The sequence below is a fragment of the Vandammella animalimorsus genome, from assembly GCF_002288875.1.
GTDB lineage: Bacteria > Pseudomonadota > Gammaproteobacteria > Burkholderiales > Burkholderiaceae_C > Lampropedia > Lampropedia animalimorsus.
In genome coordinates this window covers 26,442-41,326 of record NZ_NTBH01000007.1, presented here as the reverse complement: position 1 = coordinate 41,326, position 14,885 = coordinate 26,442, and the positions used below count along the sequence as shown (strand labels likewise).

The window sequence follows — 14,885 nt, the reverse complement described above, 5'->3', positions numbered from 1 at the left end:
TTTTGAACAGGCTCTTACAGCTGGGTCTGCGGTGCACTGTCCCAGCCGGCCTCATAATCGCGCGCCAGACGCTGCAGTTGCAGGCGCACGCTGGCGGCCATGGACAAGTAATGCTTGGGGCCCAGTAGCTGCTTGAGCTCAGCCTGCGTTGCGTAGCCCACGGCCTTGCGCTGGGCGCGGCGGATGTGCTGGCTGCGATGCCAACGGGCCTCGACGGTGGCCAGATCCTGGGCGCAAACGATGGCGTCTTCCGGGTGCATCAGCATGTGTGCGGCAATCTTTTGCTGGTGGCGCTGCAGCACTTTGTGCACTGGGGTGCGGGCGGGCAGGCGTTCCAGATAGAGCGGCGGCTCGTACTGGAAGGGCGAAGGGCTGTCCCACTGCGTGATGATGACGCTGCCCGATTCGAGCAGGGTTTCACAACTGAGCATGGCCTGGGCTTTCCATTGCCCGCGCAAGGCACGCAGTGCAAAGCCCAGCAGGCCCGGCCATTGGGGCCTGATGACGAAGGTGGCCACGCCGGTTTCACCGCGCGCATCGGTGTAGATGCGTACCAAGGTTGGCTGGCCGAGCAGCTTGGACAGGCCGCTGGCTTCGGCATCGGCCAGGTGGCGCAAGCCTGTGGCGCTCAGGCCCGCGCTGATCTTGTCGATGAGGCGGCGCTGCCCGGCCGGATAGTCGCCGGGCTGTACGGCGCGCAGGCCGGAGGCGTCCTTGTAGGCCTCGTTGAGGAACAGCTGGGCGATGGAGATGGCCTGCTGCGTGCGGGCATCGCCGGCCTCGGTGCTGGCCGCGCTTTGGTTGGCGGGTGCAGCTTCGCTGCGTTTGCGGCTGCCGCGGCGCTTTTTTTCCTTTTCCGTGGGCAGTTGGACATGCTGCACGATCGCTTGCTGGGGCGTGGGGGCGTCTGGCTGGGGCTGCGCCGGGGCGATGGTCGCACTGGCCGCGTCGGCTGTACTGGCATGGTGCGCTGCATTGGCGTTCTGCGTCAGCTCAGCCTGGGCAGCGTTGGCCTGAGCCGCCACCGGGGCGGGGCGGGCCTGTTGAGCTTGGCTGTGCGGTCCTTCGTCCAGGCTGTCGGCCAGAGCCGTGCTCATACCCTCGCAGGAGCAGGCGTCACTGCTGCCGCCGCAGCCGCCTTCTTGTGAGCGGCGGCGCAGCCTTTGCACGTGGGCGTAGCCAGGGTGGCGGGGGTCCATCCGGGCCAGTACGCGGTCGTAAGCGGCCACGGCTTGCTCGAAATGGCCCAGCTCGTGCAGGCACATGCCCACGCGGGTGGTGATGCTGGGCTGCGCGCTCAGCGCCAGGCAGCGCTGCCAGTCGGCGCAGGCGTGCTCCAGGCCCGCGCGCTCATAGTAGTGCCCGTGCGAGGTGCGCACCACTTGCTCGGGCGGCAGTTGCGCGGCCTGTGCCGGATCGAGCAAGGCCTGCTGGCGCAGGCGGTGCGCGCGCTGCTTGAGCAGGTCGATGCGCCCAGGCGCGAGGTCAATGGCGCGGTCGAGCAGCAGCTGGGCCTCGCGCAGCTTTTCCGCTGGCGGCGAGGGCTGCTGCGTCAGGGTTTGGGCCAGCAGCGCTAGCACGTCGGTGTTGTCGGGCTCCAGTGCGCGCAGGCGGCGCAGCAGCGCCTCGTTGCGGCGCGCCACGTGGCGGTCGAGTTCTTGCTGGCGCTCTTGCAGGGCTGCGGCCTCGGTGGGGTCCAAGGCGCTGGCGTCGATGTCCAGCCGGTCGCCGCGCTGACCAACGCGCACTTGCAGCAGCGCTGCCTGCACATGGTCGGGCCGGTGCTTGAGCGTGGCCTGCAGCGCGTCGCGCAGTGCATCGAGTCGGCCCAGCTGCTCCAGCAGGCAGGCGCGTTGCCAGTGCAGCTCGGCGTTCTGCGGCGCCTGGGCGCACAGGGCCTCGACGGCGTGCAGCTTGCGCTCCAGCAGGGCGTGCTGCTCGGCGTCGACGGCCGCGATTGGCGGTGGCACGAAAGTGCTGACCATGTTCCTCACTCCTTGGGCTCTTGCCTTGTATTGCAGCCTTGGCGCAGGCGCCAGAGGCTGGGATGACTGCGAGGCGCATCATAAGGCCAGCCTGGGTTTGCGCCCGATCTGGCAGCCTGGCGCTGTTGCTGCGCCGCCATGGAGGGTCTGCCTGAATCCGACACAGGGGGAGCACGGCGCGGTGGTGTGCGCAGGCCTTGCCTGTGCCGCCTCAAGAGCTGGGCGTGTTGTGCGCCAGGTCGCGCTGAGCAAAGGTTTGCAGTCGCTGGGCGTAGTCGGTCAGCACCATCGGGTCCTGTGGCGCCATGGGCACGCCCAGCAGTTCGGCCAGTCGTTGGCGGCCAAGCTCGCCGTGGCGCATGAGCTCATCCACCAGGGCCAGCAGTTGCTGGCTGTGCGCGGCGATGAGCGCCGTGCTGCGCTCCATCTGCGCCTGCAGGATGGCTTCAATGGCCAGGTTGCTGGGTTGCACGTCGGTGTTGAGGTGCTCGTTCGTTTCGCTGGTCACATCGGTGCGCGCCAGGCGCTCGCCGTAGCCGAGGAATCGCACGAAGCGGCTGGCGTATTCGGTGGCGTGCTGGATGTCTTGCTCAGCGCCGCTGGAGCAGGCATCGGCGCCGAAGACCACGGTTTCAGCTGCGCGCCCGGCCAGGCAAACAGCGATGCGATCAAGCCAGTTGCTGCGCGACCACGATTGCAGGTCGCTGAACATGGCGTAGCCGCCCTCAAAGCTGGCGACGTTGATGCGGATTTCCTGCGGCGCGCTGCCAAACAGCAGCGCATGCACCAGGCCATGACCGGCCTCGTGCACGGCCAGCAGGGCGCGAAAGTCGGTCAGTGTGCGCTGGCGCAGCGTGCGCACTTCGAAGGCCACGGGGCAGTGCAGTTGCTGGCCCATCGCGTGTGCGCACAGGCTCTGGCCGTCTGCGCCCAGCCGCACTTCGACGGTGCTGCCCGCTGGCGCACCCAGACCAAGGGCCCAGACGGCGGCATTGACCAGCGGTGTGCCCAGCACGGCATGCAGGGTGGAGAACAGCGGCCGCGTGCCCTGAGCGGGGAAGACGCCATTGGCGTAAATCTCGCGGCGCACTTCAGGCGTGATCACAAAGCGCAGCCCGGTGCTGTGCTGCATTTGCTCTGTGTACTGTGCGCAGTGCTCGTCGATGATGCGCGTGTAGGCGGCGCGGTTGAGCGAGGGGTAGATCAGATGCTGATTGCCCAGGCGCGCGACCTGCTCGGGCTTGAAGCGCCGCGCCAGGGCGCGTTTGACGTCGATGAGCGAGAGTCGCAGGCTGTGGCTGTGAAACACGTCGGCGTCGGTGTCGCAGTCCTCCACGCGCCGCGCCAGCGATTCGTACATCTCGTCCAGGTTGCCGCAGACGAAGATCAGCAGGCGGCCGTAGGGCCTGTTCACCCTGTGCAAGGAGTCGCGAAGACATGAAAAATCGCTCCGATCAAGGCGCCCGTTGCAGGGCGTATGTCGATACGCCCAAGACGGGCAACGCCGAGCAGGGCGGTTTTTCATGCCTTCCCGAAGGGTTGGGGCCTGCAGGGGCCGCCCACAGCGTTGGCAATCCTCGCAAGGCATCCAGCCTTGCTGCGGTTGCCGCCTTGCGCTCGGCTCCTGCAGGCCCCAACGCGATCTCCTTGCACAGGGTGAACAGGCCCTGAGTCCGTCTCCCAGCTTTGTTCGCTGCCGCGCACGCGCGCCAGCTCCTGCTCAACGCGCTCGGGAGACCAGGCCATGATCTCCAGCAACGGCTCCTTGAGTTTGAGCGCACGCTTGAGCGACTGGGCCTCGTAGGCGCTCACGCGCAGCGGCTTCTTGGTCAGAGCGCGGCGCTCGCCAGGGCTGCGTTGCTGCTCGTCGTAACGCGCTTCGGCCAGGGTCGATTCCAGCTCTCCCAGGAAGGAGACCGAGGGCGGCAGGCGCCCGTCCGAGAGCAAGGCCCAGACATCCTGGTAGCGCTGCACTTCGACTTCCTGGCGCTGCTCGTTGAGGGTGCGGTAGCGCTGGAATTCGTCCAGCACCAGAATGCCCGGTTCGCCCTCGTCGATGCCCGAACTCTCCAAAATGCGCGAGATGCTGCCTGCGCCATGCCAGCTGCTGGTGCCGTGGGAGAAGCCGTCCATCTGCACCTCCACGAAGCGATCGTAAAAGCCCAGCTTGCGCGCCAGCGAGCGCGTGAGCTGGGTTTTGCCGGTGCCGGTCAACCCCCACAGGCAGACGATCACCGGGCGCTGGATCAACTCGGGCATGACGTACCAGGCGCGGATGGTGTCGATCACGCGGTCGATGATGGCGTCAATGCCGAACAGCTCCTGCTTGAGCTGCTGGGCGATCTGTTGCAATGCGTGGCTGCGCGCCATCAGGCGCTGCATCAGCTGCTGGTGTTCGGCGTCGCCTGCGGCGGGTAGGGCCGTTGTGCCTGCCCGCGCCGCGCTGGCGGGGTGCTTGGTCGGTGGCGCGGGTTGTTCAGCCGCGCTGCCGGTGTCTTTGCCTTTGGGTGGCTGGGTCTGTGATGTCATGGGCGTGAAGGGGCAGGCCAGCGGGCTGTCGCCACCTGGCCGGAAAGTCTGGTCTTTGGGGCGAGGCCGTCACTCGGCGCTGGCCCAGTCGCGTGTGCGGATGCTGCGCTGCAAGGCCATGCGCTCGGCCCGGCGCTGTGCGCCCTGGCTGCGCATGTGCTTGCCGCCAGCGCCTGTGCTGGCCTTGGCAGCCAGAGCCCGGGCGTAGGGGTTGCGCACCGGCAGGCTGGTTGCAGGCAGGGGGCGCTGTGGCGGGCGGGATGTTCGGGCGCGGGCGGCGCCCGCAGCGGGTTTGGCACGCATGTGCTGCTCCAAAAAGTCAAAACCCTGGCAGGCCGGCCAGGGTTTGCCCCGGGCTGGGTGCGGCAGTGCGCATCCAGCCAGGGCGGTGTGGAGCGCACAAGTCAGTGAAAGGATGAACAGAGCATGGGGACAGCTCTTGTGGATGGAAGGGGGAGCGGGGGCCAAGAAGGCGCGCATTGTGCCAAGCCCTGCGGGAGTAGGGCAAGGGCCGCTGGCGCTGAGGGGCCGGGAGAGGCTGGGCGGTTGTTGCTTTTGCGCCGCAGCGGGGGGAGGGAGCGTTGAGACTGGCGGTTGCAGCGGTGCTTCCGGTCAAAAAACCGCAACTGCCGTGTTGAAAACGCTTGCAAGGTGTTCAGGTCTTGAGCGCGTTTTCTTCTTGCATCTGCGGCTTTTGCCTCGAAAAGCTGCTTCGCAAGCCCAATCTCAACGCCCCCTATAACGAGTGATTTCACCCCTGGCGAGAGTGCAAGGGGCACGACACGCTCTACGGCCGCCGCCGGCGCGGGCGCCATTCGCTGACGAGCACGCCGATGACGATCAGCACCGCGCCGGCAATGGCCAGCGGCGGTAGGCGGTCGCCAGCGATGCGGCCGGCCACGCCGCCCCAGACGGGCTCGCCCGCGTAAATCAGCGTGGCGCGCGTGGGCGAGACGGTTTTTTGCGCCCAGTTCATGACCAGCTGGATGACGATGCTGGAGCAGGCCATGCCCACGGCCGCCAGCAGCCAGACCCAGGAGAAGACCGGCACGGCCTCGCCAGCCAATGGCATGGCCAGCCAGGCCAGCAGCCCTGCTACCAGCAGCTGCACTACGGTCACGCGCCGCACGTCCACCTTGCCGGCAAAAAAGCCAATCAGGATGACTTCGCCCGCAATGCCCAGCGCGCCCACCAGGGTGGCCCACTCGCCCACTTCCATTTGCAGGCCCAGGCCGGCCTCCGGCCCGGCCAGCAGCACCAGACCTGTGAAGGCAAAGGCCACGCCCAGCAGGCTCATGGCGTGGGGCGGGCGGCGCAGCACCAGCCATTGCAGCAGCGGCACCAGTGGCACGTACATGGCAGTGATGAAGGCCGACTGGCTGCTGCTGATGGTTTGCAGACCATAGGTTTGCAGGCCGTAGCCGACGAAGATGCTGCTACCGATGGCGCTGCCAGCGAGCAGCTCTTGGCGCGTCAGGCCGCGCATGGCGCGCCAGAAGACCAGAGCGCCCAGCAGCGCGGCGGTGACGAAGCGCAGGCCGACGAAGAACATCGGCCCACTGTGGCGCATGGCCGCATGCACGACGACGAAGGTCGTGCCCCAGACCATGGTGATGAGGATCAGCGCCAGCTCCTGGCGCGAAAACCAAGCAGGCCGGGCATCGGGTGGCGGGGGAGTGTGTGGCATGGGGCAGCTGGCGCGGCCTGCGCTTTTTGGGGAGCTTGTTCACAATCTCCGCAGGCCGTTGCTTTTTCAGCCCATTTCGGGGTTGGAGGGGCAAGCCCTCAGCGATTGGGCTGCTGGCCCAGCTCCAACGGGCGCAGCTGGGCGGCCAGCGCGTGCAGCACGGCGTTGACGTATTTATGCCCGTCGGTGCCGCCAAAGGCCTTGGCCAGCTCCACATATTCGTTGATGACAACTTTCCAGGGCACGTCCGGCGCGTGCTGGAATTCGTAAACACCCATCCACATGATGGCGTGCTCAATGGGCGATAGCTCGCTCAGTGGGCGATCCAGCACTGGGGTGATGGTGGCGTCCAGCGCCGCGGCCTGCTCGGTGCAGCCGTAGAGCAGGGCATCGTACAGCGCCGAGTCGGCTTTGTGAAAACCGCTGAGGCCGCGTGTGAACTGGTCGATGTCGCGCGCTTCGTTCTTGCCCACCAGGCGCTGGTACAGGGCCTGCAGTGCGAATTCGCGCGCGCGGCTACGGGCGCTTTTCTTGCTGCTGGGGGTGGGGGGCTGGGCGGAGGGGTTCATTCGTCCCCCATGGCGACCAGGCCGATCAGGTTGGCCATTTCGACGGCGGTGCGTGCGGCATCCACGCCTTTTTCCGTTTGTCGCGCCACGGCCTGGGCCATGTTCTCCACGGTCAGGATGGCGTTGGCGATGGGGATGCCGTAATCCAGGCCCACGCGCGTGACGCCGGCGCCCGATTCATTGGCCACGAGCTCGAAATGGTAGGTTTCGCCGCGGATGATGCAGCCCAGCGCGATCATGGCGTCGTAGCCATCTGTCTCGGCCAGGGCTTGCAGCGCCACCGGCACTTCCAGCGCGCCTGGCACGCGCAGGTGCGTGATGTCCTCAGCCGCCACGCCCAGCGCGAGCAGCTCGGCATGGGCGGCGTCGAACAGCGCCTGGGTAATGTCTTCGTTGAAGCGCGCCTGCACGATGGCAATGCGCAGTTGGCTGCCGTCGAGCAATGGGGCAGCGCCTTGGCCTTTGTTGGCACCGAGCATGGGTCAGTCCTTGTTGATGAATCCGGTGATTTCGAGTTTGTAGCCTGCGGCGATGCTGGGCAGGCGCCGTGGCTGGCCCATCAGGCGCATGCGGCCCACGCCCAGGTGGCGCAGGATTTGCGCGCCGATGCCGTAGGTGCGCAAGTCCATGCGGCCGCGCGCCGGGGCGTGGCTGGGTTGGGCGCGGCCTTCGAGCTGATCGAGCAGCTGCGCGCCGCTTTCGCCACAGTTGAGCAAAACCATCGCGCCCTTGCCCTGCGCCTGGATGTAGCGCAGGCTGGCGTCCAGGCTCCAGGAGTGCAGGCCGCGCTGGGCGTCGAGCACATCCAGCACGGACAGCGGCTCGTGCACGCGCACGGCGATTTCCTCCTGCTCATCCCAGCTGCCCTTGACCAGCGCCAGGTGCAGCGCGCGATCCAGCCGGTCTTGGTAGGCGTGGACGGTGAATTCGCCCCAGTGCGTCACCAGCGGTCGCGAGCTGACACGCTCGATCAGCGATTCGTTGCTGCTGCGGTATTGGATCAGGTCCGCGATGGTGCCGATCTTCAGTCCGTGCTCGGCGGCAAAGACTTGCAGGTCGGGCAGGCGCGCCATGGTGCCGTCGTCCTTCATGATTTCGCAGATCACGCTGGCGGGCATCAAGCCGGCCAGCCGCGCCAGATCACAACCAGCCTCGGTGTGGCCAGCGCGCACCAGCACGCCGCCGTCAACGGCTTGCACCGGGAAGATGTGGCCGGGTTGCACCAGATCACTGGCCTGGGCATTGGGCGCCACGGCCACGGCGATGGTGCGGGCGCGGTCGGCAGCGGAGATGCCGGTGGTCACGCCCTCGGCCGCCTCGATCGAGACGGTGAAGGCAGTGTCGAACTGCGTGCCATTGCGCTTGGCCATGGGCGGCAGGTTCAGCAACGCGCAGCGCTCGCGCGTGAGCGTCAGGCACACCAGGCCGCGCGCATGGCGGGCCATGAAGTTGATGGCCTCAGCGCTGACGTGCTCGGCGGCCAGCACCAGGTCGCCTTCGTTTTCGCGGTCTTCCTCGTCGATCAGCACCACCATCTTGCCGGCGCGGATGTCGGCGATGATGTCCTCGATGGGGGAAATGGGGGCAGGGGCGGCACTGGGCATGGCAAAAGAACGGCTGGCTGGCGCCGCTGCGTAGAGGCGCTGCGGCTAAGGCAAGGCCTGCACAAGCCGCAGCGCACGCTTTGGCTGCTGCAATTGTGCAAGCCTTGCCCAGGGAGGGCGGAAAAAAGCCCTCGATTGTATCGGCAGCAGGCGCGGCGGCCGGGATGCGGCACAATAGCCAGCCGCGAGGCGTAGAGAGCGCCTTGCGTTTTGTTTTCAGGAGCCGGGCATGCAGAACGCCAATGACAATGAAGTGATCGAGGTGCAGGCGCGCCAGCTGGACGCCAAGGAGCTCAGTGATCTCAAGCTGTTGGGCTGGATCAGCTATGGCATGCACCTGGTGGTGGCCATTTGCGCCGTGCTGCCGGGGCTGCAGCCCAGCCTGCTGTTGCTGCTGCTGGCGCTGATTCTGGATGTGGTCAAGAGCCCGGATGCCAGGGGCAGCTGGCAGCAAAGCCACTTCGAGTGGCGCATCCGCAGCGTGGGCTGGTCGCTATTTTGGTATGTGCTGACTTGGCCGCTGTTCCTGCTGCTCTACATCCCGGGCTTGGTGGCGTGGTTCTTCATCTCGCTGTGGTTTTTGGTGCGCATCGTGCGCGGCATGGTGGCCATGAACCAGAACCGGGCCATTACCACTGCCTGAGTGCAGGCTAATTTTTCACGGACGCTGCGCCATGACGCCTGTGCCCAAAAAAGACCGATCCATCAAAGTGTTCAACCTGGCCTTGCAGGGTGGAGGCTCGCACGGGGCTTTTACCTGGGGCGTGCTCGATGCGTTGCTGGAAGCGGGCAATTGCCGCTTCGACGGCATCAGCGGCACCAGCGCCGGGGCCATGAATGCCACTGTGCTGGCCGCAGGCTTTGCCCAGGCCGCCGAGCTGGGCCTGACCGATGCCCGCGAGGCCCATGCGCGCGGCTGCGAGCTGGCGCGTCAGACGCTGCGCACTTTCTGGGAAGCCGTGGGCACGATGGGGGTGTTTCTCAATGCCTCGCCCTCGAGCATGGCCGCGCAGTGGATGCCCTGGCTCAAGCCGCTGATGGTGCCGCCCCTCTCGCCAGCGCAGACCAATCCGATGGACATCAACCCGCTGCGCACGCTGCTGCGTCGGCTGATTGATTTCGAGGCCATCCGGCGCTACCAGGGCCAGGGCCTGGTGCCGCATTTGTTCATTGGCGCAACCAATGTGCGCACCGGGCGCAGCAAGGTGTTTGAAGGCGAGCAAGTCAGCCTGGATGCGCTGATGGCCTCGGCCTGTTTGCCGCAGTTGTTCAACGCTGTAGAAATCGATGGTGAGCATTACTGGGATGGCGGCTATTCGGGCAACCCGGCCATTTACCCGCTGATCTACCATGCCCAGGCCGACGACGTGCTGCTGGTGCAAATCAACCCCATCGAAACCAACGCCGTGCCGCGCACCATGACTGAGATTCAAGAGCGCGTTAACGAGGTTACCTTCAATGCCAGCCTGCTGGCTGAGCTGCGCGCCATTGAGTTTGTGCGACGCCTGCTGGAAGAAGGCCGACTTGAGCCTGGCCGCTACAAGGCCATGCGCATGCACCGCATTGATGGCGGCTCGCTGCTCGAGCCCTTTGGCAGTGACAGCAAGCTGCGTGCCGACATCCGCTTTCTGCAAGACTTGTTCTCCCTGGGCCGAACGGCCGCTCAGCAGTGGCTGCAAACGCACTATGCCGATGTTGGCGTGCGCGCCACTTTGTGAACACGCTCTAGGTTACTCATCACTCCATCAGAATCGCGCCCATGACTTCCTCCCCCGATGCCCACCAGAGCCACGCGCCGGACTGCATCTTCTGCAAGATCGCGGCCGGGCAAATCCCTGCGAAGAAGCTGTACGAGGACGAAGACCTCGTCGCCTTCGACGACATCAACCCGGCCGCGCCGGTGCACTTTCTCATCATCCCCAAGCGCCACCTGCCATCGCTGGCCCACGCCAGCCCGGCTGATGCCCCGCTGCTGGGCAAGATACTGGCCAAGGCGCCAGAGCTGGCCTTGCAGCGCGGCTGCAATCCTTATCCGCAGGGGGGCTTCCGCGTGGTCATCAACACTGGCGAGGAGGGCGGGCAGGAAGTGCATCACCTGCACGTGCACGTCATGGGGGGGGCTCGCCCCTGGCGCAAGTAAGCGCCTTGAACAGGCTCAGGCAAGGCCGGCGGGCTTGGCTCAGGGCCGAGCCGCAGAGTTCGGAGCTCTGTGCACACAAGGCCGCATGGCGATGCATGCCCCGTGGCGGCAATGGCCCTGGCATGGCGGCATACAATGGCCGGCAATGCCGTGGCGAGGGCAATGCAGTGACCACGGCACAGCGGCGGCAGGCGCAGCAAGCGCAGCCTGCCGTGCACGCATGAACCTCATGAATGAAAGGAAACGACATGGGCAGTTTTTCCATTTGGCATTGGCTGGTGGTGTTGCTGGTGGTGGTGCTGGTCTTTGGCACCAAGAAGCTGCGCAACATCGGCAGTGACCTGGGCGGGGCCGTCAAGGGCTTCAAGGAAGGCATGCGTGAAGGCGGGCAGGATGCGCCGGCCAATGGCACGGTCGCTGGCGCCCAGCAGGTGCAGGACCAGAGCCAACATCCGGTGGCCCGCGAGACCATCGAGGTCTCGGCCAAGGAAAAGAGCTGAAGCACCGGCCTGCCGCATAGTCATGCTCATGCGCGCGCCCTGAGCCTTGAGGCCCCAGGGCGCTGCCTTGTGTGGACCTGCGGCGGCGACCATGACGGCACAGCATGTTTGATCTGGGTATTTCCAAAATGGTGATGATCGGCGTGGTCGCGCTGATCGTGATCGGGCCTGAGCGCCTGCCGCGCGTGGCTCGTACAGTGGGCGCCTTGCTGGGCAAGGCGCAGCGCTACGTCAACGAGGTCAAGCGCGAGGTCAACCAGGCCATGGAGCTTGATGAGCTGCGCAAGGTCAAAACCAGTGTCGAAGAGGCTGCACGCGATCTGGAGCACTCGGTGCGTACGCACGCCAGCGACTTCCAGAAAGAAGTCGACACCATCTCGCAGGACTTGCACGATCTGCAATCCTGGGAGGAGGGCTCGATGCAGCAGAGCGATGCCGCCATGCCAGCGCCCGACGATGGGCTGGAGGATGCCAGCAAACGCGCTTTCGTCACGGCTGTGGCGCCTGTTTCGGCGCCCGTGGCGCGCAAGAATTGGCGCTTGCGCCGCCAGGCTGTGCCGCAGTGGTACAAGGCGCGCCAACAGGTGCGCCGCCGCCTGCGCTCCAACGCCGCGCGCGGCCATGCCGGCTCGGCGGGTCAGGCCGGTGGCGGCAAATCCTCCCACAGTGTGCACAGGCCCTAGTTTCCCCTGACCGACAGAGCCGCCCGCAGGCCATGCGCCATGGCCATGCTGCGGCGGCGTCTCTTCCCCCATGGCTTCCCCATCCCACGACCACGACGAACTCGCAGGCACCGAGCAGCCCTTTGTCCAGCACTTGATGGAGCTGCGCAACCGCCTGATCTACTGCATCCTGGGCTTGGCGGGCGCCATTGCCGTGCTGATGGCCTGGCCTGGCCCCAGCGCGCTGATCGACTTGATCGCCATGCCCATTCGGGCGCACATGCCGCCCGATGCCAAGCTCATCGCCGTGGGGGTGCTGACGCCGTTTCTGGTGCCGCTGAAGGTGCTGTTCATGACGGCCGTGCTGCTGACCCTGCCCTGGCTGGTCTATCAGGTCTGGGCATTTGTGGCCCCCGGCCTTTACAGCCATGAAAAGCGCTTTGCGCTGCCGCTGATTCTGATGGGCAGCGTGCTGGCTTATGTGGGCATTGCTTTCGTGCAGCTGTTCGTGCTGGACAAGATGTTTGGCTTCATCCAGCGCTTCTCGCCCGAAAGCGTGGCTGCCACGCCCGACGTGGCCTCCTACGTCAGCGTCATCCTCTCGCTGTACATCGCCTTTGCGCTGGCCTTTCAGGTGCCCATCGTCGTTTTGCTGCTGGTGCGCTTTGAGCTGGTGACCGTGGACAAGCTGCGCTCCTTCCGGGGCTACTTCGCAGTGCTGGCCTTCGTCATCGCCGCCATCGTCACGCCGCCGGATGTGCTGTCGCAGATCACCCTGGCCGTGCCCATGTGTTTGCTCTATGAGGTCGGTATCTGGGCCTCGCGCTGGTTCGCGCGACCCAGCGCGGATGCGGGCGACGAGCCGGGCTGAGTCAGGCGGCTAAGCCCCCTTATGCCCCATCGCTGCACGCGCGCATGCGCTTGAGCAGCGTTCAGCGGCGGCGCTGCTGGCGCGTGGTGGCCGGGCGCTCGCTGGGGGTGACGCTGATGCGCTGCGACTGCCCGCCGCGCTCGACCGTCAGGTGCGTGGGCACCTGGGGCTGGAGCATGGCCACGCTGGCCAGCAGCTGCGGCACGCCGTGCACTGGCTGATCGCCCACGGCGGTGATGACATCGCCCGGGCGGATGCCCGCTTGTGCGGCAGGACTGTGCTGCAACACACCCGTGACGATGACGCCACTGGTGCTGCGCGCGCCCGTGGCCTGGGCCAGCTCCGGTGTCAGCGGGTCGGACACCAGGCCCAGCCAGCCGCGCACCACGCGCCCGTCGCGCAGCACGCTGTCGAGCACGAACTGCGCCGAATCGGTCGGGATGGCAAAGCCAATGCCCATGTTGCCACCGGACTTGGAGAAGATCACTGTGTTGATGCCCACCAGCTCGCCAGCGGTGTTGACCAGCGCCCCGCCGGAGTTGCCGGGGTTGATGGCCGCGTCGGTCTGGATGAAATTCTCGAAGATGTTCAGCCCCAGGTGGTTGCGGCCCAGGGCGCTGATGATGCCGCTGGTGACGGTTTGCCCCACGCCAAACGGATTGCCAATGGCCAGCACCGTATCGCCAATGGCCATGGCGTTGACGTCACCCATGCGGATGGCGGGCAGGCCGCTGGCCTGAATCTTGAGCACCGCTAGGTCGGAGTCGGGATCGCTGCCGATGACCTTGGCGCTGAACTCGCGGCCATCGTGCAGCGTGACGGAAATCGTGTCTGCCCCTTCGACCACGTGGTGATTGGTGAGCAAATGGCCATCGGCGCTGACGATCACGCCGCTGCCCAGCCCGCTGCGCGAGCTGTTGGGCACTTCGCCGAAAAAGTACCGAAAGAACGGATCGTTGGCGTAGGGGTGGCGCACCGTGGTGAGGGTATCGATGCTGACTACCGAAGGCGCGGCGCGCTCGGCCGCCTGGCGCAGGCTGCCTGCTGGGGCTGGGCTAGGGGCAGGCGCCTGCCCCAATGCCCCGCTGGGCGCGGGTGGAACCCGCGTGCCCTGAATGGCCGCCGGCGCAGTGGCCGGCGCATCGGCCAGCCACTGTGGTCTGAGCGTGGCAACAATGAAATACCCGGCCAGCATGACCGTGACGGTTTGCGAGAAGAAAAGCCAGTAGCGACGCATGGGAGGACAATGGATGCAATGCCTGTGGGGCGGGCCTGAAAACAGGCCGCAGCATAGCGCGATCCACAGCGCCGCCGGCCCATGGCAGGCAAAGCCCCCGGTAGTTTTGAACAGGCTTTGAGAAAGGAGCGCCGCATGTTTCGTTCATGGCATCCCTGTTTGCTGGCCCTTGGCTTGGCCGTGGCCGCCTGCGGCAGCCCAGGGCCGGGCGCTTCGCCCCCAGCTGCTGCCGCTGCGGTGGCGGATGCGCCGCTCGCATCGCCGCAACACCCCATCCAGGGGCCTTGCGCACACGCCTGCACCGAGCAGTACGCCCCCGTTTGCGCCAGCATCGAACACAACGGGCGCCGCTACCGGCAGACTTACAGCAATGCCTGCTGGGTCTGCGTGCCGCAAGGCCGCGTCCTGGCCGTGGAGCCAGGCCCCTGCGGCCAGGGGCTGCAGCGCCAGTGAGCGCCGCAGCGCCAAGGCGAGCCATGCCATCCTGTTCAGGCTTTCTGTGCCGGGGGCGGGGTATTGTGGATACGGATGGGAGCCTGCTGCCTTGCTTGCCAAGCCGGATCGCTGCGTTCGGGGGTAATCGGCACCGCAGATGTTTACGGTTCGGCGCTATCGCTGTCGCTTGCAGGTTTGTTTCTTCGCCGGGCGTGCGTGGATGAGTCAGGTGTATCTGGGAAATCTCGAACGGGCTTGAACACCGCGGCCAAGAGGATGACGCTGATGAACGCCAACATCATCCAATCCGCGGGCCCGCTTGACCACGCGCCTCGCCATACGCCGTTTTGATAGGCCAGCCCAAAAAACACGGGATACCAAAACAGCACGGCCCAGCGCAAGCAGGTCCAGCCCCACAGCACGGCAAGGGCAATCCACATCAGCAGCACGCCACCGCCGATATAAGGCCAGGTCAGGCCACGCCGCCACCCTTCATCAGCGGGTATCAACGCGCATCCCGTGCAATCAGGGCGCAGTGGAAAGATGCTGTAGCCGACGGCAATGACCAGACCACATACGAAGTTCGCCACGACGAAGCGACGCGCCCGACTCGGCAGCCAGTGCCATCGCTGAAGCAGCGTGCCAAGGACGCTCATGGCGTTCTCA

At 66.1% G+C, this 14,885-nt stretch carries 17 protein-coding genes; 7 read left to right on the top strand and 10 right to left on the bottom strand.

The features are described from left to right. Positions 1-14: 14 nt before the first annotated feature. The 8 genes from CLI93_RS10635 to ribBA all read right to left on the bottom strand — a co-directional run bounded on the left by CLI93_RS10635 (position 15) and on the right by ribBA (position 8,374). Entirely contained in the window at positions 15-1,985 is a 1,971-nt protein-coding gene (locus CLI93_RS10635) for a tetratricopeptide repeat protein (RefSeq protein ID WP_095543047.1), read from the bottom strand. 211 nt (positions 1,986-2,196) lie between these two features. Then, complete coding sequence (locus tag CLI93_RS10630) at positions 2,197-3,399, bottom strand: ATP-dependent metallopeptidase FtsH/Yme1/Tma family protein (protein ID WP_172425734.1); 1,203 nt, start codon at positions 3,397-3,399, stop codon at positions 2,197-2,199. 107 nt (positions 3,400-3,506) lie between these two features. Beyond that, on the bottom strand, positions 3,507-4,514 hold the full coding sequence (locus CLI93_RS10625) for an ATP-binding protein (protein WP_338066623.1): 1,008 nt from the start codon (positions 4,512-4,514) through the stop codon (positions 3,507-3,509). Positions 4,515-4,583: 69 nt separating this feature from the next. After that, complete coding sequence (locus CLI93_RS10620) at positions 4,584-4,817, bottom strand: hypothetical protein (protein ID WP_143326436.1); 234 nt, start codon at positions 4,815-4,817, stop codon at positions 4,584-4,586. Between the two features lie 484 nt (positions 4,818-5,301). After that, a complete protein-coding gene (locus CLI93_RS10615) occupies positions 5,302-6,201 on the bottom strand; it encodes a DMT family transporter (protein WP_095543044.1) in 900 nt (299 codons plus the stop codon). A gap of 98 nt (positions 6,202-6,299) precedes the next feature. Further along, on the bottom strand, positions 6,300-6,770 hold the full coding sequence (gene nusB / locus CLI93_RS10610; RefSeq protein WP_095543043.1) for a transcription antitermination factor NusB: 471 nt from the start codon (positions 6,768-6,770) through the stop codon (positions 6,300-6,302). Next, positions 6,767-7,249 carry a 6,7-dimethyl-8-ribityllumazine synthase gene (gene ribH / locus CLI93_RS10605; RefSeq protein ID WP_095543042.1) on the bottom strand — a complete coding sequence of 161 codons (483 nt, stop codon included), beginning with the start codon at positions 7,247-7,249 and terminating at the stop codon, positions 6,767-6,769. Before ribH ends, nusB begins: the two co-directional genes overlap by 4 nt. A 3-nt stretch (positions 7,250-7,252) precedes the next feature. Beyond that, positions 7,253-8,374, bottom strand: a complete 1,122-nt coding sequence (ribBA, locus tag CLI93_RS10600) for a bifunctional 3,4-dihydroxy-2-butanone-4-phosphate synthase/GTP cyclohydrolase II (protein ID WP_095543041.1) — start codon at positions 8,372-8,374, stop codon at positions 7,253-7,255. Between the two features lie 229 nt (positions 8,375-8,603). Between ribBA and CLI93_RS10595 the strand changes: the two genes are divergently transcribed. The 6 genes from CLI93_RS10595 to tatC all read left to right on the top strand — a co-directional run bounded on the left by CLI93_RS10595 (position 8,604) and on the right by tatC (position 12,547). Then, a complete protein-coding gene (locus CLI93_RS10595; RefSeq protein ID WP_095543040.1) occupies positions 8,604-9,017 on the top strand; it encodes a DUF4870 family protein in 414 nt (137 codons plus the stop codon). 31 nt (positions 9,018-9,048) lie between these two features. Then, the gene (locus tag CLI93_RS10590) at positions 9,049-10,092 is read left to right on the top strand and encodes a patatin-like phospholipase family protein (protein ID WP_095543039.1); all 1,044 of its coding nucleotides are present in this window, start codon (positions 9,049-9,051) and stop codon (positions 10,090-10,092) included. Between the two features lie 41 nt (positions 10,093-10,133). Next, on the top strand, positions 10,134-10,514 hold the full coding sequence (locus tag CLI93_RS10585; RefSeq protein ID WP_095543038.1) for a histidine triad nucleotide-binding protein: 381 nt from the start codon (positions 10,134-10,136) through the stop codon (positions 10,512-10,514). Positions 10,515-10,762: 248 nt separating this feature from the next. After that, entirely contained in the window at positions 10,763-11,014 is a 252-nt protein-coding gene (tatA, locus tag CLI93_RS10580; protein ID WP_095540479.1) for a Sec-independent protein translocase subunit TatA, read from the top strand. Between the two features lie 104 nt (positions 11,015-11,118). Beyond that, positions 11,119-11,697: a Sec-independent protein translocase protein TatB gene (tatB, locus tag CLI93_RS10575; protein WP_095543037.1), complete on the top strand. Its 579-nt coding sequence runs from the start codon at positions 11,119-11,121 to the stop codon at positions 11,695-11,697. Between the two features lie 70 nt (positions 11,698-11,767). Then, on the top strand, positions 11,768-12,547 hold the full coding sequence (gene tatC, locus CLI93_RS10570; protein ID WP_095543036.1) for a twin-arginine translocase subunit TatC: 780 nt from the start codon (positions 11,768-11,770) through the stop codon (positions 12,545-12,547). A gap of 61 nt (positions 12,548-12,608) precedes the next feature. Here the strand turns inward: tatC and CLI93_RS10565 are convergent, their stop codons facing one another. Further along, the gene (locus tag CLI93_RS10565; protein WP_095543035.1) at positions 12,609-13,784 is read right to left on the bottom strand and encodes a trypsin-like peptidase domain-containing protein; all 1,176 of its coding nucleotides are present in this window, start codon (positions 13,782-13,784) and stop codon (positions 12,609-12,611) included. Positions 13,785-13,919: 135 nt separating this feature from the next. On the opposite strand from CLI93_RS10565, the gene CLI93_RS10560 reads away from it, so the two are divergent. Beyond that, entirely contained in the window at positions 13,920-14,237 is a 318-nt protein-coding gene (locus CLI93_RS10560) for a hypothetical protein (RefSeq protein WP_095995876.1), read from the top strand. A 143-nt stretch (positions 14,238-14,380) separates the two neighbouring features. Here the strand turns inward: CLI93_RS10560 and CLI93_RS10555 are convergent, their stop codons facing one another. Beyond that, positions 14,381-14,875 (bottom strand): hypothetical protein, encoded by a 495-nt coding sequence (locus CLI93_RS10555; protein ID WP_143326435.1) that lies wholly within the window; start codon positions 14,873-14,875, stop codon positions 14,381-14,383. Positions 14,876-14,885: the final 10 nt, after the last annotated feature.